Annotated in this window: 21 protein-coding genes; 8 read left to right on the top strand and 13 right to left on the bottom strand. The window is 71.8% G+C overall.

The genetic code is table 11. The annotated features are described in order from the left end of the window. Positions 1-3: 3 nt before the first annotated feature. Entirely contained in the window at positions 4-2067 is a 2064-nt protein-coding gene (locus HNR30_RS35535; RefSeq protein WP_181614470.1) for a S9 family peptidase, read from the top strand. Positions 2068-2084: 17 nt separating this feature from the next. On the opposite strand, the gene HNR30_RS35530 is transcribed toward HNR30_RS35535, so the two are convergent. Next, on the bottom strand, positions 2085-3281 hold the full coding sequence (locus HNR30_RS35530; RefSeq protein ID WP_220134328.1) for an aminotransferase-like domain-containing protein: 1197 nt from the start codon (positions 3279-3281) through the stop codon (positions 2085-2087). Between the two features lie 167 nt (positions 3282-3448). Here HNR30_RS35530 and HNR30_RS35525 point away from each other — a divergent pair, with 167 nt between their 5' ends. Genes HNR30_RS35525 through HNR30_RS35510 form a run of 4 tightly spaced genes read left to right on the top strand, consistent with a single transcriptional unit; the run spans position 3449 to position 6311 of the window. After that, on the top strand, positions 3449-4252 hold the full coding sequence (locus tag HNR30_RS35525) for an alpha/beta fold hydrolase (RefSeq protein WP_181614469.1): 804 nt from the start codon (positions 3449-3451) through the stop codon (positions 4250-4252). Continuing rightward, a complete protein-coding gene (locus tag HNR30_RS35520) occupies positions 4249-5472 on the top strand; it encodes a PP2C family protein-serine/threonine phosphatase (RefSeq protein WP_312894864.1) in 1224 nt (407 codons plus the stop codon). Before HNR30_RS35525 ends, HNR30_RS35520 begins: the two co-directional genes overlap by 4 nt. A 24-nt stretch (positions 5473-5496) precedes the next feature. Beyond that, entirely contained in the window at positions 5497-5919 is a 423-nt protein-coding gene (locus tag HNR30_RS35515) for a MarR family winged helix-turn-helix transcriptional regulator (protein ID WP_220134327.1), read from the top strand. Further along, complete coding sequence (locus tag HNR30_RS35510) at positions 5916-6311, top strand: hypothetical protein (RefSeq protein ID WP_220134326.1); 396 nt, start codon at positions 5916-5918, stop codon at positions 6309-6311. Before HNR30_RS35515 ends, HNR30_RS35510 begins: the two co-directional genes overlap by 4 nt. On the opposite strand, the gene trhA is transcribed toward HNR30_RS35510, so the two are convergent. Continuing rightward, positions 6296-6940 (bottom strand): PAQR family membrane homeostasis protein TrhA, encoded by a 645-nt coding sequence (gene trhA / locus HNR30_RS35505; protein ID WP_181614468.1) that lies wholly within the window; start codon positions 6938-6940, stop codon positions 6296-6298. The genes HNR30_RS35510 and trhA overlap by 16 nt on opposite strands. 47 nt (positions 6941-6987) lie before the next feature. Continuing rightward, positions 6988-7872: an NADP-dependent oxidoreductase gene (locus HNR30_RS35500; RefSeq protein WP_220134325.1), complete on the bottom strand. Its 885-nt coding sequence runs from the start codon at positions 7870-7872 to the stop codon at positions 6988-6990. Between the two features lie 76 nt (positions 7873-7948). Here HNR30_RS35500 and HNR30_RS35495 point away from each other — a divergent pair, with 76 nt between their 5' ends. Continuing rightward, on the top strand, positions 7949-8911 hold the full coding sequence (locus HNR30_RS35495) for an AraC family transcriptional regulator (RefSeq protein ID WP_181614467.1): 963 nt from the start codon (positions 7949-7951) through the stop codon (positions 8909-8911). On the opposite strand, the gene HNR30_RS49635 is transcribed toward HNR30_RS35495, so the two are convergent. The 4 genes from HNR30_RS49635 to HNR30_RS35475 form a co-directional block, all read right to left on the bottom strand. Then, on the bottom strand, positions 8808-9770 hold the full coding sequence (locus tag HNR30_RS49635; protein WP_181614466.1) for a LysR family transcriptional regulator: 963 nt from the start codon (positions 9768-9770) through the stop codon (positions 8808-8810). The two genes, HNR30_RS35495 and HNR30_RS49635, sit on opposite strands and share 104 nt — an antisense overlap. A 152-nt stretch (positions 9771-9922) precedes the next feature. Next, the gene (locus HNR30_RS35485) at positions 9923-11698 is read right to left on the bottom strand and encodes an ABC transporter ATP-binding protein (protein WP_181614465.1); all 1776 of its coding nucleotides are present in this window, start codon (positions 11696-11698) and stop codon (positions 9923-9925) included. A 1-nt stretch (position 11699) separates the two neighbouring features. Further along, a complete protein-coding gene (locus HNR30_RS35480) occupies positions 11700-13385 on the bottom strand; it encodes an ABC transporter ATP-binding protein (RefSeq protein WP_181614464.1) in 1686 nt (561 codons plus the stop codon). Between the two features lie 40 nt (positions 13386-13425). Then, entirely contained in the window at positions 13426-14568 is a 1143-nt protein-coding gene (locus tag HNR30_RS35475; protein ID WP_181614463.1) for an MFS transporter, read from the bottom strand. A 126-nt stretch (positions 14569-14694) separates the two neighbouring features. Between HNR30_RS35475 and HNR30_RS35470 the strand changes: the two genes are divergently transcribed. After that, positions 14695-15342 carry a phosphotransferase gene (locus tag HNR30_RS35470; RefSeq protein WP_181614462.1) on the top strand — a complete coding sequence of 216 codons (648 nt, stop codon included), beginning with the start codon at positions 14695-14697 and terminating at the stop codon, positions 15340-15342. On the opposite strand, the gene HNR30_RS35465 is transcribed toward HNR30_RS35470, so the two are convergent. After that, positions 15317-16432 carry an FAD-binding oxidoreductase gene (locus HNR30_RS35465; protein WP_181614461.1) on the bottom strand — a complete coding sequence of 372 codons (1116 nt, stop codon included), beginning with the start codon at positions 16430-16432 and terminating at the stop codon, positions 15317-15319. The two genes, HNR30_RS35470 and HNR30_RS35465, sit on opposite strands and share 26 nt — an antisense overlap. A gap of 136 nt (positions 16433-16568) precedes the next feature. Here HNR30_RS35465 and HNR30_RS35460 point away from each other — a divergent pair, with 136 nt between their 5' ends. Next, on the top strand, positions 16569-19166 hold the full coding sequence (locus HNR30_RS35460) for an ATP-binding protein (protein ID WP_181614460.1): 2598 nt from the start codon (positions 16569-16571) through the stop codon (positions 19164-19166). Here the strand turns inward: HNR30_RS35460 and HNR30_RS35455 are convergent. From HNR30_RS35455 to HNR30_RS35435, 5 genes are read right to left on the bottom strand one after another with little or no spacing between them, the layout of a single operon-like run. Beyond that, the gene (locus HNR30_RS35455) at positions 19156-19479 is read right to left on the bottom strand and encodes a nuclear transport factor 2 family protein (RefSeq protein ID WP_181614459.1); all 324 of its coding nucleotides are present in this window, start codon (positions 19477-19479) and stop codon (positions 19156-19158) included. The two genes, HNR30_RS35460 and HNR30_RS35455, sit on opposite strands and share 11 nt — an antisense overlap. Before the next feature lie 22 nt (positions 19480-19501). Continuing rightward, entirely contained in the window at positions 19502-19909 is a 408-nt protein-coding gene (locus HNR30_RS35450) for a VOC family protein (RefSeq protein WP_181614458.1), read from the bottom strand. A 46-nt stretch (positions 19910-19955) separates the two neighbouring features. Next, positions 19956-21110 carry an RNA polymerase sigma factor gene (locus HNR30_RS35445; RefSeq protein WP_181614457.1) on the bottom strand — a complete coding sequence of 385 codons (1155 nt, stop codon included), beginning with the start codon at positions 21108-21110 and terminating at the stop codon, positions 19956-19958. Positions 21111-21114: 4 nt separating this feature from the next. Then, the gene (locus tag HNR30_RS35440; protein WP_181614456.1) at positions 21115-21444 is read right to left on the bottom strand and encodes a YciI family protein; all 330 of its coding nucleotides are present in this window, start codon (positions 21442-21444) and stop codon (positions 21115-21117) included. An 11-nt stretch (positions 21445-21455) separates the two neighbouring features. Beyond that, complete coding sequence (locus HNR30_RS35435; RefSeq protein ID WP_181614455.1) at positions 21456-22088, bottom strand: TetR/AcrR family transcriptional regulator; 633 nt, start codon at positions 22086-22088, stop codon at positions 21456-21458. Between the last annotated feature and the right edge of the window lie 49 nt (positions 22089-22137).

Below are 22137 nucleotides of genomic sequence, written 5' to 3'. Positions count from 1 at the left end.
CCCATGAGCTTTCCGCGTCTGCATGCCAGGACCCGCCGCTTCACCCTCGGGGTGCCGCGCGGCTTCACCATCGCCCCCGACGGCAGCCGGGTGCTGTTCCTGCGCACCCAGTCCGGCACCGACGCGGTGACCTGCCTGTGGGAGCTCGACACCACCAACCACGTGGAGCGCCTGGTCGTCGACCCGCGCAAGCTCGGCGCCGACGAGGAGAACCTCCCGCCGGAGGAGCGCGCGCGGCGCGAGCGCAGCCGCGAGCAGGCCGGAGGCGTGGTCGGCTACGCGGTCGACCGGCAGGCGGTCAAGGCCGTGTTCGCGCTGTCGGGCGAGCTGTACCTCACCACGCTGGCCTCCGGCGAGACCGTCCAGCTCGAGACCCCGGGCGGCGTCATCGACCCGCGCCTGTCCCCCGACGGCCGCTACGTCTCCTACGTCTCCGGCGGCGCCCTGCGGCTGCACGACACCACCACTTTCGAGGACCGCGCGCTGGCCGAGCCGGAGAGCGAGACCGTCGCCTACGGCGTGGCCGAGTTCATCGCCGCCGAGGAGATGGACCGCATGCGCGGCTACTGGTGGTCGCCCGGCTCCGACCGGCTGCTGGTCGCCCGCGTCGACGAGGCGCCGGTGCGGCTCTGGCACATCGCCGACCCGGCCAACCCCGACCGTCCCGCCGTCGAGCAGCGCTATCCCGCCGCCGGCACCCCCAACGCGATCGTCGAGCTGTTCGTCTACGCCCTCGACGGCTCCCGCGTCGCCGTACCCTTCGAGCAGGAGTACCTGGCCAACGCCTCCTGGGACTCCCACGCCCTCTCGATCGTCACCCTCGCGCGCGACCAGAAGTCGCTGCGCCTGTTCACCGTCGACCCGGCGAGCGGATCGTCGGAGCAACTGGTCGAGGAGACCTCACCCGCCTGGGTCGAGATCGGCCAGGGCGTGCCCGCCCACCTCGACGACGGCAGCCTGGTATGGCTGTCCGGCACCCAGCTGATCGTCGGCGGCAAGCCGGTGACGCCGCCGACGATGATCGTGCGCTCGGTGCTCGACGTCGACCGCGACAGCGTGCTCTTCCGCGCCTCCGGCACCGACTCCACCGAGATCCAGCTGTGGACCTGGGACGGCCACTCCCTGCTGCCCGTCTCCACCAGCTCGGGCGTCTTCTCCGGCCGCCTGGCGGGCGGCGTCGGGGTCCTCACCGAGCAGACCCTGGAGAACGAAGGCGTCTCCGTCACGGTCGTCCTGCCCAGCGGCATGACCATCCCCATCCCGTCGCTCGCCGAACGGCCCGGCCTCGACCTGCGGGTCTCGATCGGCCGCTCGGGCTCGCGCGAGCTGGCCACCGCCGTCATCCTGCCGTCGTGGTACGAGTCGGGCTCCGGGCCGCTCCCGGTCCTCCTCGACCCGTACGGCGGGCCGCACGCCCAGCGGGTGCTCGCCGCGCACTCCATGTTCCTGACCAGCCAGTGGTTCGCCGAGCAGGGCTTCGCCGTCGTCGTCACCGACGGCCGCGGCACCCCCGGGCGCGGACGCGCCTTCGAGCACGAGGTGCTCGACGACCTCGCGGGGCCGGTGCTGGAGGACCAGATCGACGCGCTCCACGGCGTGGCCGAGCAGTACCCCCAGGACCTCGACCTGACCCGCGTCGGCATCCGCGGCTGGTCGTTCGGCGGCTACCTCGCCGCGCTGGCCGTGATGCGCCGCCCCGACGTCTTCCACGCCGGCATCGCGGGCGCCCCCGTCACGGACTGGCGCCTGTACGACACGTGCTACACCGAGCGCTACCTGGGCGACCCCAACACCCAGCCCGAGGTGTACGACCAGTCGTCGCTGTTCGCCGACGCCGCCAAGCTGGAACGGCCGCTGCTGCTGGTGCACGGGCTGGCGGACGACAACGTCGTCGCGGCCCACACCCTCCGCCTGTCGTCCGCCCTCCTCGCCGCGGGGCGCCAGCACTCGGTGCTGCCGCTGTCGGGCGTCACCCACATGACGCCGCAGGAGGTCGTGGCGGAGAACCTGCTGCTGCTGCAGGTGGACTTCCTCAAGCAGTCGCTGGGGGTCGCTCAGAGCGGCTGATGACTCAAGTCGTCCCGTTACTCGACCCGAGCCTCGTCGAGGGCGGCGCCGAGGCGGCGCATGCCCTCGGCGATCTGCTCCGGCAGGTAGGTGCTGAACGACAGCCGCAGCGTCGACGGGTCCGGCTCCCCCGGGTAGAACGGCGCCCCGGGGACGAACGCCACGTCGTGGGTGAGCGCCACCTTGAGCAGGTGCGCCGTGTCGATCCCCCCGGGAAGGCGTGCCCAGATGAACATGCCACCGTCAGGGTCGCTCCACGTGCTGCCCTCGGGGGCCACGGAGGCGAGGGCGTCGATCATGGCGTCGCGGCGCGGGCGGTAGGCCTCGGCCAGGGTGCGCACCCGGGCGTCGAGGTCGACGGTGGCCAGGTAGCGGGCGGCCGCCGCCTGGTCGAGGGTGGAGGTGTGCAGGTCGGTCGACTGTTTGGCGATCGTCAGTGCACGCAGCAGGGTGGCCGGGGCGCGCAGCCAGCCGATGCGCAGCCCCGGCGCGCCGATCTTCGACAGGCTCCCCAGGTACACGGACGACTGCTCGGCGCCCGGGTAGGAACTGAGCGGAGCCAGCGGGGTGCCGCGGTAGCGCAGCTCGCCGTACGGGTCGTCCTCGAGGATCCAGAAGCCGTGCGAGGCCGAGAGCGCGGCGACGGCGCGGCGGCGTTCGTCGGTGAGGGTGCGCCCGGTCGGGTTGGCGAAGGTGGGCACGAGGTAGAGCAGGACGGGCCGCTCGCGCTCGACGGCTTCGCGCAGGGCTTCGGGGTCGAGGCCGGACTCGTCGCTGCGCACCGGGACGATGCGGGCGCCGGTCAGGCGGAAGCACTGCAGTGCGGCCAGGTAGGTGGGCTCCTCGACGAGGACGACGTCGCCTGGTTCGAGCAGGGCGGTGGCCACGAGTGAGACTCCCTGCTGGGAGCCGGTCGTCACGAGCAGGGAGTCGCCGGTGGTGGGCAGGCCGCGGCCGGTGAGCCGGGCGGCGATGAGCTCCCGCAGGTCGGGGTCGCCTTCCGTGGAGGAGTACTGCAGGGCGCGGCGGATCCGGCCGGAGGAGAACACGTCGTCGAAGGCCTGGCGCAGGCCGTCGACGTCGAAGAGGGTCGGGCAGGGCAGCCCGCCGGCGAAGGAGATGATCTCGGGTCTGTCGATGAGCGCCAGCAGGTCGCGAACCGGTGAGCTGTCGACCCGGCCCATCCGGCCGTCGGAGGGGTTCTTGAGTGGCATGGTGGTAACTTCCGGGACTCGGCGTCGGTGGGGCGGCGGGTGGGGTCGCGCTTGTGGCCGCGGGTCACTCGCGTGGGACGGTTCGCCGGTCGGGCGTTCGAGGCATCCTATCGCCGCTCCGGGGAAGTGCTTCATGATCCCGACACGAATGTACATAGGGTGTGAACATGGACGTCCTGCGCAGGAACCACGTCACGGTCACCGGAAACCCGGCCGGCCGTACGGTGGTGCTCGCCCACGGGTTCGGCTGCGACCAGAACATGTGGCGCCTGACGCTGCCTGCGTTGACCGCTTCCTACCGCGTGGTCCTGTTCGACTACGTCGGCTGCGGCCGGTCGGAGTTGTCGGCCTTCGACGAGGAGCGCTACAGCACCCTCGACGGCTACGCGCGCGACGTGACGGAGGTGTGCGAGGCGCTCGACCTGCGTGACGCGGTGTTCGTCGGACACTCGGTGAGCGCCATGGTCGGGGTGCTGGCCGCACGGCTGGCTCCCGAGCGGATCGGCGCGCTGATCATGGTCGCCCCCTCCCCCCGCTACATCGACGACGAGGGTTACCGGGGCGGCTTCAGCGCCGACGACATCGACGAGCTGCTCGTCTCCCTGGAGTCCAACTACCTGGGCTGGTCGGCCACGATGGCCCCGGCGATCATGGGCAATCCCGATCGCCCCGAGCTCGGCAAGGAGCTCACCAACAGCTTCTGCGCCACCGATCCCGCGATGGCCAGGGTCTTCGCCCGCACCACGTTCCTGTCCGACTCCCGCGACGACCTCAAGTCGGTCTCGGTGCCCACGCTGGTGCTGGAGTGCACCAACGACGTGATCGCCCCGCGCGAGGTGGGCGCCTTCGTGCACGCCTGCATCCCCGGCTCGACGCTGGTCACCCTGGACGCCACCGGGCACTGCCCGCACCTGTCGGCGCCCGAGGCCACCAATGAGGCGATCGTCGCGTTCCTGGAGCAGCCGCGGTGACGGGCCCGGTGACGGATCCGGCCTTCGTCGCGCTGCTCGAGGACAGCGCGGAGGAGCTCTACGAGAACGCTCCGTGCGGCTACCTGTCGACGATGATGGACGGCACGATCGCCAAGATCAACGCGACGCTGCTCGGCTGGCTCGGGCTGGAGCGCGAGGCGGTGGTGGGCCGCATGCGCTTCTCCGACCTGCTCACCGTCGGCGGCCGGCTCTACCACGAGACGCATTTCGCGCCGCTGCTGCGCATGCAGGGCACGATCAACGGCATCGCGCTGGAGCTGAGGGCCGCGGGAGGCGAGCGCATGCCCGTGCTGGCCTCCTCGGCCCTCAGGTACGGCGAGGCGGGCGAGCCGCTGCTCGTCCGCACGACGGTCTTCGACGCCCGCGAGCGCCGCGCCTACGAGGAGGAGCTGCTGCGCGCCCGCAGGGACGCCGAGGAGTCGGCCAGGCACGCCATCGCCGACCGGGCCAGGCTCCAGGACGCCCTCGCGGTGCTGCAGCGCAGCCTTCTGCCCGACTCGCTGCCCGGGGTGCCGGGCATGGAGTCGGCCGCTTACTACCACGCCGCCTCTCCCGACCAGCTGGGCGGTGACTTCTACGACGTGTTCGGCATCGACGGCAAACGCTGGGCGTTCTTCCTCGGCGACGTGTGCGGCAAGGGCCCGCAGGCGGCCGCGTTGACGTCGCTGACCCGCTACACCCTGCGCGCCGCGGCGCTGCACGACCCGGACCCCCTGTCCGCCCTGGCCACGCTGAACACCGCGCTTCTCGAGCGCTACACCCACGACGACCCGCGCTACTGCACGGCCGTCTTCGGCGTGCTCGAACCGGATCCCGACGCCGGGGTCGTGACCGTTCACCTGGCGGCGGGCGGTCATCCGCCGGCGCTCGTGGCACGCGCCGACGGCACGTGCGACTGCCTGCCGACCCCGGGCGGGATGCTGGTCGGCCTGCTGCCCGAGCCCCGGTTCACGGCGGCCACCACGGTTCTCGGCCCCGGCGACAGCCTGGTGCTCTACACCGACGGCATCACCGAGGCCCGTACCGGCTCCGACCGCACCACGCTCTACGGCGACGAGGCGCTGCGCACGTTCGTGGCCAGGCGGGCGGGCGCGTCGCCGCGAAGTCTGGTCGAGGCGATGACCGGGTTGCTGAGGAGCTTCGGCGCCGGTCTCGACGACGACACCGCCCTGCTCGTCCTGGGGGCTACCGCCAAATAGCACGAAATCGTATAATGCGATATCGTGACAACTGCCCGCTGGTCAGCCCTGCTCGCCCTGCAGCAGGCCACCCATGCCACCCTCCTGGCCATCACCGCCGACCTGGCCGGGCTCGGCCTCACCGCGGCCGAGATCAACGTGCTCGCCAACCTCGCCGACGGCCGCAGCCGTACGGTCTCGCAACTCGGCGCGGACGTGGGCACCAAGCCCAGCACGCTCACCAGCGTGCTGGACCGGCTGGAAAGGCGCGGCCACATCGCCAGGGTCCGCCAGGAGGGCGACCGCAGGGCGGTGGCCATCACGCTCACCGGCGACGGTGAGCGGGCGGCGGCCAGGATCGCGCGCGCCTTCGCCGACCTGGAGGAACGGGCCCTGGCCGGGCTCGACGGCGAGCAGATCGAGGGCCTGAGAGCGGGCCTGAACGCACTGACGGAGGTGTCGAGGTGAGATTCGAGGACCTGCTGGCCGAGGCCATGTCCGGCACGGACCGGTTCGGCCATCGTGAGCACGTGCACGTGACCTGGCTGGCCGTACGGCACAGCGGCGTCGACCAGGCGGTCACCCTGATCAGCGACGGCATCAGGCGCACCGCGAGATACGCGGGCAGGCCGCAGAAGTACCACGCGACGATGAGCAGGGCCTGGGTGGAGCTGGTGGGCCACCACACGATCCCCGACGACGACTTCCCGGCGTTCATCGCCAGGAACCCCGCCCTGCTCGACAAGCGCCTCCTGTCGAGGTTCTACACCAGCGGCACCCTGGCCGGGGCCTCGGCGAGGCAGGGCTGGGTGGAGCCGGACCTGCGCCCGTTCCCGTGGACGGTTCAGGCGGCCGAGTAGACGACGAAGGAGATCGCCACGTACTGCACGACGTAGGCGGCCACGGTGAACGCGTGGAACACCTCGTGGAAGCCGAACCACTTGGGCGACGGGTCGGGCCTGCGCACCCCGTAGACGATGCCGCCCGCCGTGTAGAGCACCCCGCCCACGATGACGAGCACCAGTGCCGCCACCCCCGCGCCGTCCATGAGCTGCGGCAGCACGAAGACCGCCACCCAGCCGAGCGCGATGTAGAGCACGGTCGACAACCATCGCGGCGCGCCCGTCCAGCAGACCTTGAACAGCACGCCCGCCAGCGCGCCGGTCCAGATCACCGCGAGCACCAGCACCCGCGGCAGCCCGTCGAGGGCGAGCAGCGCGAACGGGGTGTAGGTGCCCGCGATGATGAGGTAGATGTTGGCGTGGTCGAACCGCCGCAGGATCTCGGCCACGCGGGGCGACAGCCGGCCGCGATGGTAGGTGGCCGAGACGCCGAAGAGCAGGCCGGAGGTGATCGCGTAGACGGTGGCCGCGAGCCGCGCTTCCACGGTGGGCCCCAGGGCGACCAGCACGAATCCCGCCACCAGCGCCGCGGGCAGGGCTCCGGCGTGCAACCAGCCGCGCAGCCGCGGCTTCTCCAGGACCGTCATGCAACCTACGCTACCGTAACTTACGTTCGCGTAGGTTGTTGGACTCGTCACACCGCGACGAGGATCTTCCCGCGCGTGAGCCCCGCCTCGCTGCGACGGTGCAGATCGGCCAGCCCTTCCAGCGGCACGGTCTCCGTCACGTCGACCAGCAATGTGCCCGCGGCCGCCAGAGCGTCCATTTCCGCCACCTGACCGGGATCGTTGCGCGCGGTGAAGGAGAAGAACCCCCGGATGGGCGCGGCGACGGACACCCCGGCACCACCCGGCCTCACCAGCGTGGCCAGGACGGAGGCCTGCTCGGGGCCGACGGGAGCGAGGTTGATCACCACGTCCATTCCTTCCGGAAGCGGCGAACGGGTGTAATCGATCACCTCGTCCGCGCCCAGGCCGGCGACGGTGGCCGCGCTGCGTGGCGACGCCGTGGCGATCACCGTGGCCCCGGCGAGCTTGGCGAGCTGCACCGCGAACCCGCCGACCCCGCCGCCCGCGCCGTTGATGAGCACACGCTGCCCCGCCGCCACCTTCCCGTGCTCGAAGACCGCCTGCCAGGCTGTGAGCCCGGCCACCGGGACGGCAGCCGCGGCAGCCAGCTCGGCGAAACCCGTCACCCCGACCAGTACGGACGCCGGCACGGCGGCGAACTCGGCCGCCGCGCCACCCGCGTCGGTGCGCCCCATCACCCGATCGCCGGCCTTCCAGCGCCCGGCAGCGGTCACGACCGTGCCCGCGACGTCCCAGCCCGGGACGTAGGGCAGGGCCAGGGGAAGCACCTCACGCAGCCGCCCGGCCCGCAGAGCGGTGTCGGAAGGGTTGAACGAGGTGGCCGCGATCCGGACCAGGACCTCACCGGCGCCGGGCTCGGGCACCGGGACCCGCTCGACCCTGATCACGTCGGCCCCGCCGTACTCATGGAAACGCGCTGCTTTCATCATGTGACCCAACCTACGAGCCGGGATCAAGACGATGAATGCGTGAGAGTATGGCATTCATACGCCATAGTCTTGGGTCATGGACATCCTCAGCGACGTGCTCGCCAGCGTGCGCTCCGGCCGGCCGAGCTCGGCCACGGTGACCTGGTACGCCCCCTGGGGCCAGCGTTTCCCCGAGGTCAGGGGGAGCGCCGGATTCCAGATCATCCTCCAGGGCTCCTGCTGGCTGATCAGGCCGGACCACGAGCCGGTGGCGCTGAACGTCGGTGACGTGCTGTTCTTGCCGCACGGCCACTCCTACGCGCTGGCCGACTCCCCCGACCGCGACCTGGACGAGCCGCGCTGCGATCCGCTCCAGGACAGCAGGCTGCTCGTGCGCGACTCCGTCGGCGCCACCGGCCAGGCGACCGTCACCCTGTGCGGCGGCTACGGGCTGGATCCCGGCCGCGCCCACCCGCTGCTGCGCGACCTGCCGAACCACATCCACCTGCCCGCCAGGCTCGGCCACCATCCCCGGCTCAGGGCCGCGATCGAGCTGCTCGCCGCGGAGGCCGACAGCCCGGGGCCGGGAGCCGACACCGTCGTCCTCGCCCTGCTCGACACGATGCTGGTGTATCTGCTGCGGGCCTGGCTCACCGAGCCGGCCGGCTCCACCTGGGCCAGGGCGCTCGGCGACCCGGCGGTGGGCGCCGCCCTGCAGGCCGTCCACGACGCGCCCGAGCACCCGTGGACGGTGCGGACGCTCGCCGATCGCGCCAGGCTGTCCAGGGCGGCCTTCGCCCAGCGTTTCACCGCCCTGGTCGGCCGCCCGCCCCTCGGCTACCTGACCTGGTGGCGGATGACCACCGCGGCGCGGCTGCTGCGCGAGTCGGACGCGCCGCTGAGCGAGATCTCCGCCCGCGTCGGCTACGGCTCGGAGTTCGCCTTCGCCAACGCCTTCAAGCGGGAGTACGGCCAGGCGCCCGGCCGCTATCGCCGCTCAGCAATTCCTCGTCCTCGGCCGGAAGCCACGAGCCAGGAGGGCGCCGCAGGTCCGGCGTAGCGACGGCGAGCAGGGCGTCGAGGCCGGGGTGCCGCAGTTCCTTCAGGTGGACGAGACTGATCAGGGCCAGCGGCACCGGGTCGACCAGCGGGCGCGTGACCGCGCCTGGCACGCCGTCGAGATCGACGCCCGCCAGGACGGCCTCGCGATGGCGGCGGAGGTAGAGGCCCATCTCGTCGGGCCCGATGGCGGGCACGTGCGGCCGCGACAACCGCAGCCCGAACGCGGCCGCGAGCCGCCGCCCGAGCTCGGTCCACTCCGAGGTGGCGGGGTTGCCCTCCAGCACGTCGAGCTCGTGGGAGGCGAGCACCGACAGCGGAATCTCGGGCAGCGCGGCCAGCGGGTGGTCGTCGGCGATCAGCACGGCGAGCGGGTGGAATCGCACGGGGCGGTGGGAGACCCTGGCGCGCAGCTCGTGGGTCAGGCCGGCGAAGCGCCCGAAGGAGACGTCGAGCCGTCCCGCCACCATCGCGGTGACGGCCGAGGCCAGGCCGTTGTGGTAGCGCGCCAGGAACTCGGTTCGCGGGGCCAGCTCCCTGGCCCTGGCCAGGATCGGGTGCTCGCCCGGCCCGTTGACGTCGACCAGGAGCGGCGGCGGGGCGGTGAGCGAGGAGACCAGCTCGTCGTGGGCGGCCAGCAGCCCGCGGGCGCCGTCGAGCAGCCGCGCACCGGCAGGGGTCAGCGAGACCCTGCGCGTCGAGCGTACGAGCAGCGCGACGCCGAGTTGCTCCTCCAGGCGCCTGATGTCGCGGCTGAGCGCCTGCTGCGCGATGAACAACCGCGCGGCCGCCCGGCCGAAGTGGAGTTCGTCCGCGACCGCGACGAACGCACGGAGCAACCGTGGATGGAGATCGAGCACATTGACAACATATCTGAGTTAATTCCGAAAAATCAGGTGTTGGACCTGGTCAGGCGACTGACGAGACCCTGGAGAAATGATCCTCCGAGTGAAACCGTCAGTCGCCCGACTCTTCCTTGGCATCCCCAAACGGGGAGACTGCCCCTGCCTGCTCAGGATTCCGCACGACCGGCGGGCACACCCGCGTTAGCGGTGCCGTGCCAGCTGTCCCACAACGCGGCGTAGGAGCCGCCCGCGGCGACCAGCTCGTCGTGCGAGCCGAGCTCGCTGATGCGCCCGCCCTCGACCACGGCCACCCGGTCGGCGTCGTGCGCGGTGTACAGCCGGTGCGCGATGGCGATCACGGTCCGGCCCTCCAGCACGGCCGCCAGGGAACGCTCCAGGTTGCGCGCCGCCCGCGGGTCGATGAGCGAGGTCGCCTCGTCGAGGACCAGGGTGTGCGGGTCGGCCAGGACCAGCCTGGCCAGGGCGAGCTGCTGGGCGTGGGCGGGCGAGATGGTCGTGCCGCCCGAGCCCACCTCGGTCTCCAGCCCGTCGGGCAGGGCCATCACCCAGTCGAGCGCGTCGACGGCGCGAAGGGCGTCGAGCACCTCGTCGGCGTCGGCGCCCGGCCGGGCGATGACCAGGTTGTCGCGCAGCGTGCCCTTGAACACGTGGTGCTCCTGGGTGACCAGCGCGACGTGGCCGCGCAGGTCGTCGAGGGGCAGCTCGACCAGCGGCACCCCGCCCACGGTGACCTCGCCGGAGCGCGGGCCGTGGATACCGGCCAGCAACCGGCCGAGCGTGGACTTGCCCGCGCCCGAGGGCCCGACCATGGCCAGGCGCTCGCCCGGCGCGACCGTGAGCGACACGTCGTGCAGGACGTCGCGGCCCTCGCGGTAGGCGTAGCGCACGTTCGAGGCGGCCAGCATCTCGTCGGACGGCTGGGCCGTACCGGGAGCGCGGTCGTCGGGCACCGAGGAGACGCCGAGCAGGCGCGCCATCGCGGCGGCTCCCACCTGGAGCTCGTCGATCCACATCAGGAACCGGTCGAGGGGGTCGACGAGCTGCTGGGCCAGCAGCGTCGCGACGGTGACCTGCTCGATCGTGGCCATGCCGTTGACGTAGAGCAGGCCGCCGACGAACAACGTCGAGACCACCGGGATCACGTAGCCCAGGTCGACGCAGGGGAACCAGACCGTGCGCAGGCCGAGCGTGTAGCGCTCGGCCGCCCACGAGCGGCTGATGTCGTCGTCGGTGCGGCGGTGCCTGCGCTCCTGGAGCCTCAGCGCCTCGACGGCGCGGGCGCCCTCGACCGTCTCGGCCAGGCCGGCGGTCATCTGCGCGTAGGCGGCTCCCTCGCGCAGGTAGCCGTCGCGTGCCCGCTTCAGGTACCAGCGGGTGGAGAACCACAACAGCGGCGCGGCCAGCAGCATGGGAGCCGCCAGCAGCGGCCCGACCAGGACCACGCCGCCCAGGCTGATGGCGAACGTGACGACGGCGATCAGCGTTTCCGGCACCGCGTGACGCACGGTGCGCGACAGCGAGTCGACGTCACGCGAGGTGCGCGTGATGAGGTCGCCGGAGCCCGCCCGCTCCACCGTCGACAGCGGCAGGGACAGCACCCGGTCGACGAACTCCTCGCGGAGTTCGGCCAGCACCTTCTCACCGAGCTTGGCCGAGGCCAGCGTGGCGAAGCGCACCAGGACGGCCTGGAGCGCCAGGAAGGCGCCGATGGCCACCGCGACGACGGCGACGTTGATGTCGGCGCCGTCCTGGACGGCCCCGACCAGCCGGCCGAGCTGCCACGGCACGGCCAGGCCCGCGACGGCGGCCAGGCCGTGCAGGAGGAGGGCGCCGCTGAGCTCGCGCGGGTACTTCAGCGTCAGCCGCCGCGCGTACGCGCGTACCTGGGCCCGGTCGGCGACCGGAAGGATGGTGGTGCTCATCTCAGTCCTCCCCTCTCGTGACGGTCATGGCGTATTCCCTGGAGCCGGCCAGCAGCGACCGGTGGGTGCCCTCGGCCAGCACGCTGCCGTCCTCGACGTAGATGACGTGGTCGGTGCGGTCGAGCACCAGCGGGCTGGTGGTGCAGATCAGCGTGGTCTTGCCCGCCCGAGCCTTGACCAGCCGCTCGGCGATGCGGGCCTCGCTGTGGGCGTCGACCGCGCTGGTCGGCTCGACCAGGATCAGCACCTCCGGGTCGGCGATCAGCGCACGCGCCAGCCGCAGGCGCTGCTGCTGGCCGCCGGAGAACTCGCGGCCCGACTCCGCCACGTGCGCCTCCAGGCCCTCGGGCAGCGCCTCCACGATGTCGTCGGCGCAGGCGGCGTGCAGCGCCTGACTGATCAGGGAGTCGTCGACGTCGCGTACGCCCAGCTCGTCGCGCAGCCGCCCGGTGAACAGGCGGGCGCCGTTGTCGGCGACCAGGATGCGCGAGCGCACCTCGTCGATCGGCAGCGTGGCCAGGTCGGTGTCGCCGAACAACACGCGGCCGTCGCTGTAGCGCCCCAGCCGGTCGGCGATCTCGATCGCCTGCTCGGTGGTCGAGGCGGCCAGCGCGGTCAGCTCGCCCTCGCGCACGCGCACGCCGCTGGCCAGGTCGCGCAGCTCGCCGCCGAGCGAACCGGCGGTGCCGCCGCTGACCTCGGGCTCGATCGACAGGATGCGGATCACCCGCTTGGCCGCGACGGCTCCCTTGGTGAGCTTGTCGGCGGCCTCGATGAGGGTGCGCATCGGAGCGATCAGGAAGACCGAGTAGGCGTAGTAGGCGACCAGCTGGCCGACGGTGATCTGGCCGCCGACGGCGAAGGTGGCGCCGACCATGGTGACCGTGGCGATCAGCAGGCCGGGCAGCAGGATCTGGGCGCCTTCGAGCAGTGACTCGACGCGGACCACGCGCACGCCCGCGTGCCGTACGGACTGGGACTCCTCGCGGTAGCGGTCGGCGAAGACCTTCTCGCCGCCAACGCCGCGCAGCACCCGCAGGCCCGCCACGATGTCGGCGGCCCTGGTCGACAGCTCACCCTGCAGGTCGCGCTGGTGCTTCTGGCGCTTGTGCAGCGGTTTGAGCAGAGGTCCGACGGCCGCGGCCATGAGTGGCACGCCGATCAGCACCATCAGGCCGAGCTCCACCGAGGTGGAGAGCATGATGATGGTGATCGTGGCGATAGCGACGACCGCGCCGGTGCCGCGCAGGAGGATGTCCATCGCGTTGCCGATGTGGGCGATGTCGGAGTTGCCGACGCTGACGACCTCGCCGGTCGACAGCCGCTTGGGCAGCGTCGCACCGAGGCGGGTGGCCTGCCGCGTGGTCACCTGGACGGTGCGGTAGGCGGCGGCCAGCCAGTTGTAGACGGCGTAGCGGTGGCGCATGACGCCCGCGAAGGCCTGCAGCAGGCCCAGCCCGAGCAGCACCGCCGACCAGGTCATGAGCGCCCCGGTGTCCTTGCCCGTCACCGCGTCGACGCCCTTGCCCAGGATGTACGGAACGAACGCCTGCGCCAGCCACCACAACACGGCGAAGGCGATGCCCGTCAGGAGCGGGGTCGCCTGGCGGCGTGCGTTCCACCACAGGTATCGGAGCGCGCCGCGGATGTCAGGGGTGCCGGGATCGGCTTCTGGGAGGGTTCGCATAGCCCGTCAAGGTTGCCAAATGGCCCCTTGACCAGGCAAATCATTTTCTCAGCATCCGGGTGTAGACGAGCGCGGCCAGCGCGGTGGCGGCCAGGAGCAGGTAGCCGATCGTGTAGGAGCCGGTCGTCTCGTAGACCGCTCCCATGACCAGCGGCGGGAAGTAGCCGCCGAGCCCGCCCGCCGCGCCGACGAGTCCGGTGACGGTGCCCACGCGCTGCGGCTCGACCAGTTTGGCCACCAGGGCGAAGACGCCGCCGGTGCCCAGGCCCAGGAAGAAGGCCATCAGGACGAAGCTGGCGCCCGCGGCGAACTCCAGCGGCGGGTTGAAGCAGAGCACCACGGCCATGACCGCGGCCCCGGCGAAGGAGGCCATGAGGATCTTGACCGGGCCGACCCGGTCGCTCAGCACGCCGCCCAGCGGGCGGGCGATGACGGCCGCGATGGAGAAGCCCGCGGTCCGCAGCCCGGCCTCGGTCTGGGCGAACTCGTAGACGTTCTGGAGCAGGGTGGGCAGGTAGGTGGAGAAGGCCACGAAGCCACCGAAGGCGACGGCGTACAGGAACGCGCACTGCCAGGTCGCCTTGAGCTTGGCCGCCTCCTTCATCCTGGGCATGGCAGGCTGGGTCGACGGCTGCCATGACGGCGCGTTGCGGCTGGCCAGCAGCATGATGACGCCCATCGCGGCGAGCGCGATCGCGATCACGACGTGCGTGGTGCCCCGGCCCAGCGACTCGACCAGCCGCGGGGTGAAGAACGCCGACAGGGCCGTGCCGCCCATGCCGGCGCCGAACACGCCGGTCGCGAAGCCCCGCCTCGCCGGCTCGTACCAGGCGTTGACGAACGGGATGCCGACCGCGAACGAGGTGCCGCCGACGCCGAGCACGAAGCCCCAGAACAGCAGCGACCCGTAGGAGTCGGACCAGCCGACGAAGAGCACCGGGATGATCGTGACGAAGCAGATGACGGCGAACATCAGCCGCCCGCCGAACTTGTCGGCCAGGACGCCGACCGGGATGCGGCCGAGCGAGCCGACCAGCACGGGGATGGCCACGAGCATCGAGGTCTGCGTCGCCGAGAGCCCGAGCGCCTTGCTGTAGCTGCCCGACAGGGGCCCGATGAGGTTCCAGGCCCAGAAGGTGATCGCGAAGGCCAGCGTGGCCAGCGTCAAGTTACGCCCCTGCATACCACTCTGTGTAACAGATCACTACTTTAGGTGACTAGGCGGGGTCATGCTTTCTCGGCCCGATCTGTGTCGTGTTCGGCCCCGTCCCTCGTCTAGCGGAGCCCGACTGCGAGAGGATGTCTCCTCATGGGACACCTGCGGCACGGCTACACCAACAGCACTACGGGTGACGGCGTGTACGTGGTGAAGTGCTATCAGGGCCCCGACGCCGAGGAGCGGCTCAACACCGAGCGCACGATGCTCAGACGCTATCGGGGACGCCTGCCGGTGCCCGCGGTGGTCAAGGTCAGCGACACCAGCCTGACCACGCGGTGGGTGGCGGGCGAGCACGGACAGGACCTGCTCGACGACGGCCACGCGAAAGAGGTGCTGACGGCCTGCGGCACGCTGCTCCACCTGGTGCAGTCGATGCCGATCAGGAGCGGCAAGGTGCTGGTCCACGGCGATTTCGGGCCCAACAACATGCTCTTGGAGGATCTGGGGAGCGCCACGCTCGTCGACTGGGAGTGGGCCCACGCGGGCGAGCCGATCGAGGATCTGGCCTGGTGCGAGTGGATCGTACGGATGCATCACCCGGAGCACGTGGGCGCTCTGCCGTACTTCTTCGAGGCGTACGGCGGGCCGGTGCCCTCCTGGGCGGAACGCCAGGCGGCGATGCTCGCCCGGTGCCACCAGTTGCTGGAGTTCTGCAGCCGGTGGGAGCCGGGCGGCGAGGGCGAGAAGACGTGGCTGGAGCGCATCGAGGCCGTCACCGGATGGAGTGACCGACACTGAACAGGCCCCGCGGGTCCCACGCGCGCTTGGCCTCGGCCAGGCGCTCGTAGCCGGTGAAGGCGTCGGGCGTGCGGCCGGTGTCGGCCAGGAAGTTCAGGAACGACCCTCCGGTGGCGTGCGGGCCGAACGCCTCGGCCAGGCCGGGAAGCGCCTGGCTGACGATCACGGAGTAGGAGGCGTTCGCCGCGGCCACGGGCCCGCGGTGGCCGGCCATGGCGCCGCCCCAGTGGCGGATCTCCACGGTCGCCTCCTTGCCCGCCTCGACCGCCATCTCCATGACGTCGTCGTGCAGGTCGGTGAAGAAGTCGAGGTGCCTGGCGGGGGTGCCGCCCATGACCGCCTCGCGGAAGGGGATCGCCTCGAAGCCCTCGACGGGCACGGTCGACATGACCTTCAGCTTGGTGCCCTCGGGGCTGATGATCAGGGCCGTGCTCAGGGTGTCGGGCGCCTTCTCGGTGAGCGCGCGGTAGTCGCCCTGGAAGGGGATGATGCCCGCCCAGACCTGCTTGACCGGGTAGAGCCGGAACTCCAGCTCGGTGACCAGGCCGAAGCTGCCGCCGCCGCCCTTGAGCGCCCACAGCAGGTCGGGGTGCTCGTCGGTGCTGACCAGGCGGCCGTCGGCGGTGACGACCTGGGCGCGGATCACGCTGTCGGCCGCGAAGCCGTACCTCCTGGACAGCCAGCCCACGCCGCCGCCCAGGGTGAAGCCGGTGACGCCGACGTCGCGCGACGATCCGGCCAGCGGGACCAGCCCGTACGGCGCGGCGGCGTCGATGACCGCTCCCCAGCGGGCGCCTGGGCCCACCTTGGCGACGCGGCGGATGGGGTCGATCTCCACCTCGTCCATGGCGGTGGTGCGCAGCAGCAGCGCCCCGTTGGCCTCGGTGTGGGTGCCGTGGCCGGTGGCCTGCACCGCGAGCGGCAGGTTCCGCTCGGTGGCCATCAGCACCGCGGCCCTGACGTCGGCCACGCCGTAGGCCTCGACGACCATCGCGGGCCGCGGGTCCAGAGCGGCGTTCAGCGGCTTGCGCAGAGCCTCGTAGGCCTCGGAACCGGGCAGGTGGACGGTCTGGCGCTGGGTGGTGAGCATCTCTTCTGTCTCCTTGGTGGGTCTGTCTGGTAGACCGTCGCCGGGTGGCGAACTCATCGCTCATAGCGTCTCTTTCTGGGTGGGTGCCGGACATCCGTGGTCACCACGGAACGACCACGGAAGTACGGTGGTCCGTGTGATTTCCGAACGTGAGGCAGAGGTGCTGTCCGCCCTCGGGCAGCGGTTGACGAACGCCGAGATCGCCCGGAAGTTCCACATCTCCGTGCGTACCGTCGAGAGCCACGTCTCCTCGCTGCTGCGCAAGTACGGCGTGGCCGACCGCCGCGCGCTGGCGGCGCTGGCCGGGGAGGCCGGCACGGTGGCGCCCGGCAACGAGCAGGTGGTGGGACTGCCCGCGGCGCGCAGCACCTTCATCGGCCGCCTGCACGAGCAGGCCGCCGTCGCCGAGGCCTGCAAGGAGTCGCGGCTGGTCACCCTTCTGGGCCCCGGCGGGGTGGGCAAGACCAGGCTGGCCACTGTCGTCGCCGGCTCCCTGGGGTACGGCGGGGCGTTCGTCGACCTGGTGCCGGTGCGCCCCGAGTTCGTGGTGCAGGCCGTCGCCGCCGCCCTGGGCGTCATCGAGCGCTCCGAGCAGCCACTCGCCGACGCCGTGGCCGAGCGGCTCGGCTCGCGCGGCTCCGTGCTGGTGCTCGACAACTGCGAGCACGTGCTCGACTCGGTGGCCGGCTTCGCCGACCGGATCCTGTCGTCGTGCCCCGGCACCCGCGTGCTGGCCACCAGCCGGGAGCGGCTCGGCGTACCGGGCGAGCGGGTCGTCCCCGTCGCCCCGCTCCCCCTGGGCGGAGAGGCGTCCGACGCGGAGCTGCTCTTCCTCGACCGGGCCCGCGCCGCCGACCCCGCCTTCGACGCCGGCCCGACCGTGATCGCCGAGATCTGCGCCCGCCTCGACGGCGTGCCGCTGGCCATCGAGCTGGCCGCCGCCCGCAGCGCCGCGCTCGGCCCCGACGGGCTGCTGGCCGCGCTCGACGACTCCCTGCGCCTGCTGTCCGGCGGGCGCGGCGGCGACGAGCGGCACCGGTCGCTGCGCGCCGTGCTCGCCTGGAGCCACGAGTTGCTCGACGACGAGGAGCGCGCGCTGTTCCACCGGCTGTCGGTCTTCGCCGGCGCCTTCGACCTCGATGCCGTCACCGCGCTGACCGGCGACCGGCTGGGAGCCGTCGACGGGCTGGCCAGGCTGGCCGACAAGAGCCTGGTGGCGCGCGACGGCCAGCGCTGGCGGCTGCTGGAGACCGTGCGGGCCTTCGCCTGGGAGCAGCTCGGCGACGAACGCTCCGCCGTACGCGAACGGCATCTCGAGTGGGCGGCCGGCCGGGCTTCCGCGCTGGAGTCGTGGCCCGAGGGGTGGCGGGCGGGCTTCGACGACGTCGCCGCCGACCTGCGGGCGGCGCTGGAGGTCGAGGGACACGAGCCGGCCAGGCACCGGCTGGCCCGCTCGCTCGGCCACCTCGCCTACGCGCGGCGTTTCCTGCGCGAAGCGCGCGACCGCTACCGTCAGGCGTCCGAGCTGGCGCCCTCACCAGAGGAGGCCGCCCGCGACCTGGCGAGCGCGGCCGACATCGCGCTCGCCACGGCCGCCGCGGGGGACGCCTTCACGCTCTACCTGGCCGCCGCCGACCTGACCGGCGGCCGGGATCGCACGATCGCCCGGAGCCGCGCCGTGACCACCGCTCTGCGGCACGGAGGCTTCGGCTTCGCCCCCGGCACGACGAGCGACGACCTGCCCGCCATCGACCCGGCGCCGCAGGACGACCCGGCCGTCGAGGCCCACGTGGCCGCCGCTCTGGCCTGGAGGTCGGGCCCCGAGAACGCCACCGCCAAGCTGGAGCACGCCGAGCGCGCGATCACCGCCGCCCTCGTCGCCGACGACCCGGTGCTGCTGAGCGGCGCGCTCGACGCCCTCCTCTCGGCCCGCGCCAGGCTCGGCGAGGTACGGCAGGCGTACACGATCTCCGAGGAGCGCGTCGACCTGATCGAACGGCTGGACCGCCACGACCCCCGCGCGGGCATCGAGATCGTCGACGCCTACCACTCGGCCTCCTCCTACGCCCTGGCCACCGGCGACCTGCCGGGAGCGCTCTCGATCGCCCACCGCAGCAGCGACGACGACCTCGTCGGCAGCCACCAGGCGATCCTGCTGACCAAGCTGGTGCCGCCGCTGGTGCTGATGGGCGAGTTCGAGCAGGCGCTCAGGCACGGCACGGTCATGTGGGACAGCAGGGCCGCGGCGGGCAGCACACCCGGACACTGGCTGTCGATGGCCGTCTACGCCGTCGCCCTCGGGTGCAGCCTCAACGACGACCACGAGCTGGCGCGCACGTGGTTCGACCGCGCCAGGTCGCTCACTCCCTCGCGCGACCTGGTGGCCTTCTCGGCCTTCGCCGACGCCCGCATCGCCGTGCACACCCGGCGGTTCGACCAGGCGCAGGAGCTGGTGGAGCGCGGCCTGGCCGAGATGGTGCCGGGGCGCTTCGAACGGTACGCCAGGGCCGCGGCGGCCGAGCTGGCGGTGGCCGCGGGCCTCCCGGGCGCGGGCGGGATGCTCGACCAGGCGACCGGCGCGGGCGAGGGCAACGACTGGGCCGCGGCCTGCCTGCTGCGAGCCCGTGGCCGGCTCACCGGCGACCGCGACGTGCTGGAGGCCTCCGCGGCCGCCTGGGAGCGCATCGCGGCCCACTTCGAGCGCGAGCGCACGCTGGAGCTGCTCAGGACATGAAGATGACGCGGTCGATGGCGCCCTCGGCGACGTGGTAGGCGACCAGCAGCTTGACCTCACCGCGTGCCGTGCCGAAGGCGTGCTCGTGGTCGACCACCCACTCACCCTGCTCGACACGGTTCAGCAGGTCGGCGCGGCAGGACCTGGCGGTGAACTGCGGCGTGTAGCGCTCGCGCAGGTAGTCGTGCCCCTTGCCCTGGACCTGGTCGCCCGCGAGCACGACGACGTCCTCGGCGTAGCAGGCGACGAACGCCTCGAGGTCGTGGGCGTTGTAGGCGTCGAGCTGGCGCTGGGCGAGATCACTGGCTGTCATGGCGCCATGGTGGCAGAACCGCTCACGACGAGCTGATGTTGACCATCCACTGGACACCGAAGCGGTCGGTGCAGGAGCCGTACTCGTCGCCCCACATCTGCTTCTCCAGCTCCGTCTCGACGTGGCCGCCCTCCTTGAGCTTGGCGAAGTACTCGCGCAGCACGTCGTCGTCGCCGCTGAGGCAGATCACGATCGAGTGGCCGGGGGTGTGCTCCATGCCCTGGGGCAGGTCGGCTCCCATGATCGTGTAGCCGGAGGGGGTCTCGAGCTGACCGTGCATGATCTTGTCGGACTCCGGGCCGTCGGGCATGCCGGTCTGGCCGAAGGTGTTCATGGTCAGCTCGCCGCCGAAGACGTCCCGGTAGAACTCCATGGCCTGGCGGGCGTCACCGTTGGTGAAGGTGATGTACGGGTTGAGGCGAGAAGTCATGCCTTCACCATTCACCTGGACATCTCGGCCTACCACCCGTTTGGCGTCAAAGGTCGTTAGATCTCCTCAGCAGGGCCTCGCGTTCGGCCTCCGACGAGCTCAGCGCGGCGGCCCGGCGGAACAGCGCCGCGGCCCGCACCCGGTCGCCGGACCTGGCGACCATGTCCGCCTCGGCTGCCACGGCCAGCGAGTAGTCGCCGAGATCCACCTTCTCCAGCAGCGCGAGCCCCTCCTGCGGGCCGAACGCGTAGCTGTGCGCCACCGCGCGGTTGAGCTCCACCACGGGCGAGGGCTGCAGCTCCGCCAGCCGGTCGTAGCAGGCGGCGACGAACGGCCAGTCCGTCGCGGTGGCGTGCGAAGCGGCGATGCGGGCCTGCAACGTGTAGGGGCCGTCGCCGTCTATCGCGCCTAGCAGGTCGAGGCCCTCGGCGATCATCTCCTGGTCCCAGCGACCGCGGTCCTGCCGGTCGAACGTGAGCAGGTTGCCCTCGTCGTCGACGCGGGCCTCGCGGCGCGAGTGCTGGAACAGGAAGAGAGCCAGCAGGCCGCCCGCCTCCGGCTGTCCAGGCATCAGCTCGCGCAGCAGGCGCGCCAGCCGGATCGCCTCCTCCGCGAAGGCCGGGTAGCCGTTGTAGCCGTGGGTGAACAGCAGGTAGAGCACCGCCAGCACCCCGGGCAGCCGCTCGGTCAGCGACCTGCCCGTCGGCACCCTGTACGGGATGCGGGCATCGGCGATCTTCGCCTTGGCCCTGGTCAGACGCCTGGTCATGGTCGAATCGGTGACCAGGAACGCGCGGGCGATGTCCGGGGTCGGCACCGCGCAGATCGTACGCAGCGTCAGCGCCACCCTGGCCTCCAGCGACAACGCCGGATGGCAGCAGGTGAAGATCAGCCTCAGCCGGTCGTCGACCACCGGTTCCTCCACGGGCGCGGGCTCCTGCGGGATCAGCTCGGCCAGCTTCCTGCGCTCCACCGCCGCCCGCCTGAGCTGGTCGATCGCCCGGTTCCTGGCCACCGTCATCAGCCAGCCGCCCGGGTTGGCGGGCACGCCGTCGGACGGCCAGCGCTGCAACGCCAGCGCCAGCGCCTCCTGGGCGCAGTCCTCGGCCAGGCTCCACTCGCCCGTGACGCGGATCAGGGTGGCCACGATCCTGGGATAGGCGTCACGGGCGGCGGCCTCGACCGTGTCATGCACGGTCATGCGATTACAGGTCGACCAGGGGGCGCAGCTCGAGCCTGCCGCCTCGGGCCATCGGGTGCGCCCTGGCGACCTCGATCGCCTCGTCCAGGTCGGCGCACTCCAGCAGGTCGTAGCCGACGATGAACTCCTTGGTCTCGGCGAAGGGCCCGTCGGAGACGAGCAGTTGCCCGTTGCGGACGCGGACCGTCGTCGCCGACGACCTCGACCCCAGCACGCTGCCGTCGAGGCGGCGTCCCCTGGTGTCGTTCTCCTCGACCCAGACCTCGATGTCGGCCTCGGGCGACGGGTCGGTGTCGGGCTCGGTGTCGGTGCAGACGAACATCATGTATTTCATGGTCACTCCTTTCACCTGGATGACGTACGGGGCGCTGCCTTCCGGACAAAGGTGGCGAGAAAAAGTTCGGCCATGTGCGTGCCGTACTTCTCGGCGGGCCAGCCCTTGTCCACGGTGAGCCGTTCGAGCAGGTCCCACGACATCAGCCCCCACAGCATGTCGGCCGCCGACCCGGCCGTCCACGGGGGCGCCAGGGCGCCCTCGTCGGCCAGCCAGGTCATCAGCCGGGTGGAGCCCAGGTGCCAGCCGCGCATCGCGGCCTCGTGCATGGCCGCGGCGTCGGGGTCGGTACGGCAGGCGGCCTGCACCGCCCGGGAGACGGCCATGATGCGCGGATGCACCCTGGCCAGGTGGTGTGCCCACTCCTCGACGGCGCTCACCGCGTCGGGGCTGTTCCACACCCTGTCGAGCGAGGCCTGGATGTCCTCGGTCGCGCCCAGGTGCCGGTAGAGGGTGGTCAGCAGGTCGCCGCGCGAGGAGAAGTGCAGGTAGAGCGCGCGCGTGGAGACCCCGGCCCGCTCGGCCACCGCGGCCATGGTGGTCGCCTCGAAGCCCTCCTCCTCGATCAGCCTGCGCGCGGCGTTCAGCAGCGCCTCGCGGGTGCGGCGGCTGCGCGCGTTCTGCGGCTCCCTGATCGTCGTCATCCGTCCTCTCCTCCTGGCGAGAACTTCATGCTATATGTAGTTTAAGAAC

The sequence above is a fragment of the Nonomuraea soli genome, from assembly GCF_013761175.1.
In the GTDB taxonomy this organism is placed as follows: Bacteria; Actinomycetota; Actinomycetes; order Streptosporangiales; family Streptosporangiaceae; genus Nonomuraea; species Nonomuraea soli.
This window is presented reverse-complemented; position numbering and strand designations above follow the sequence as displayed.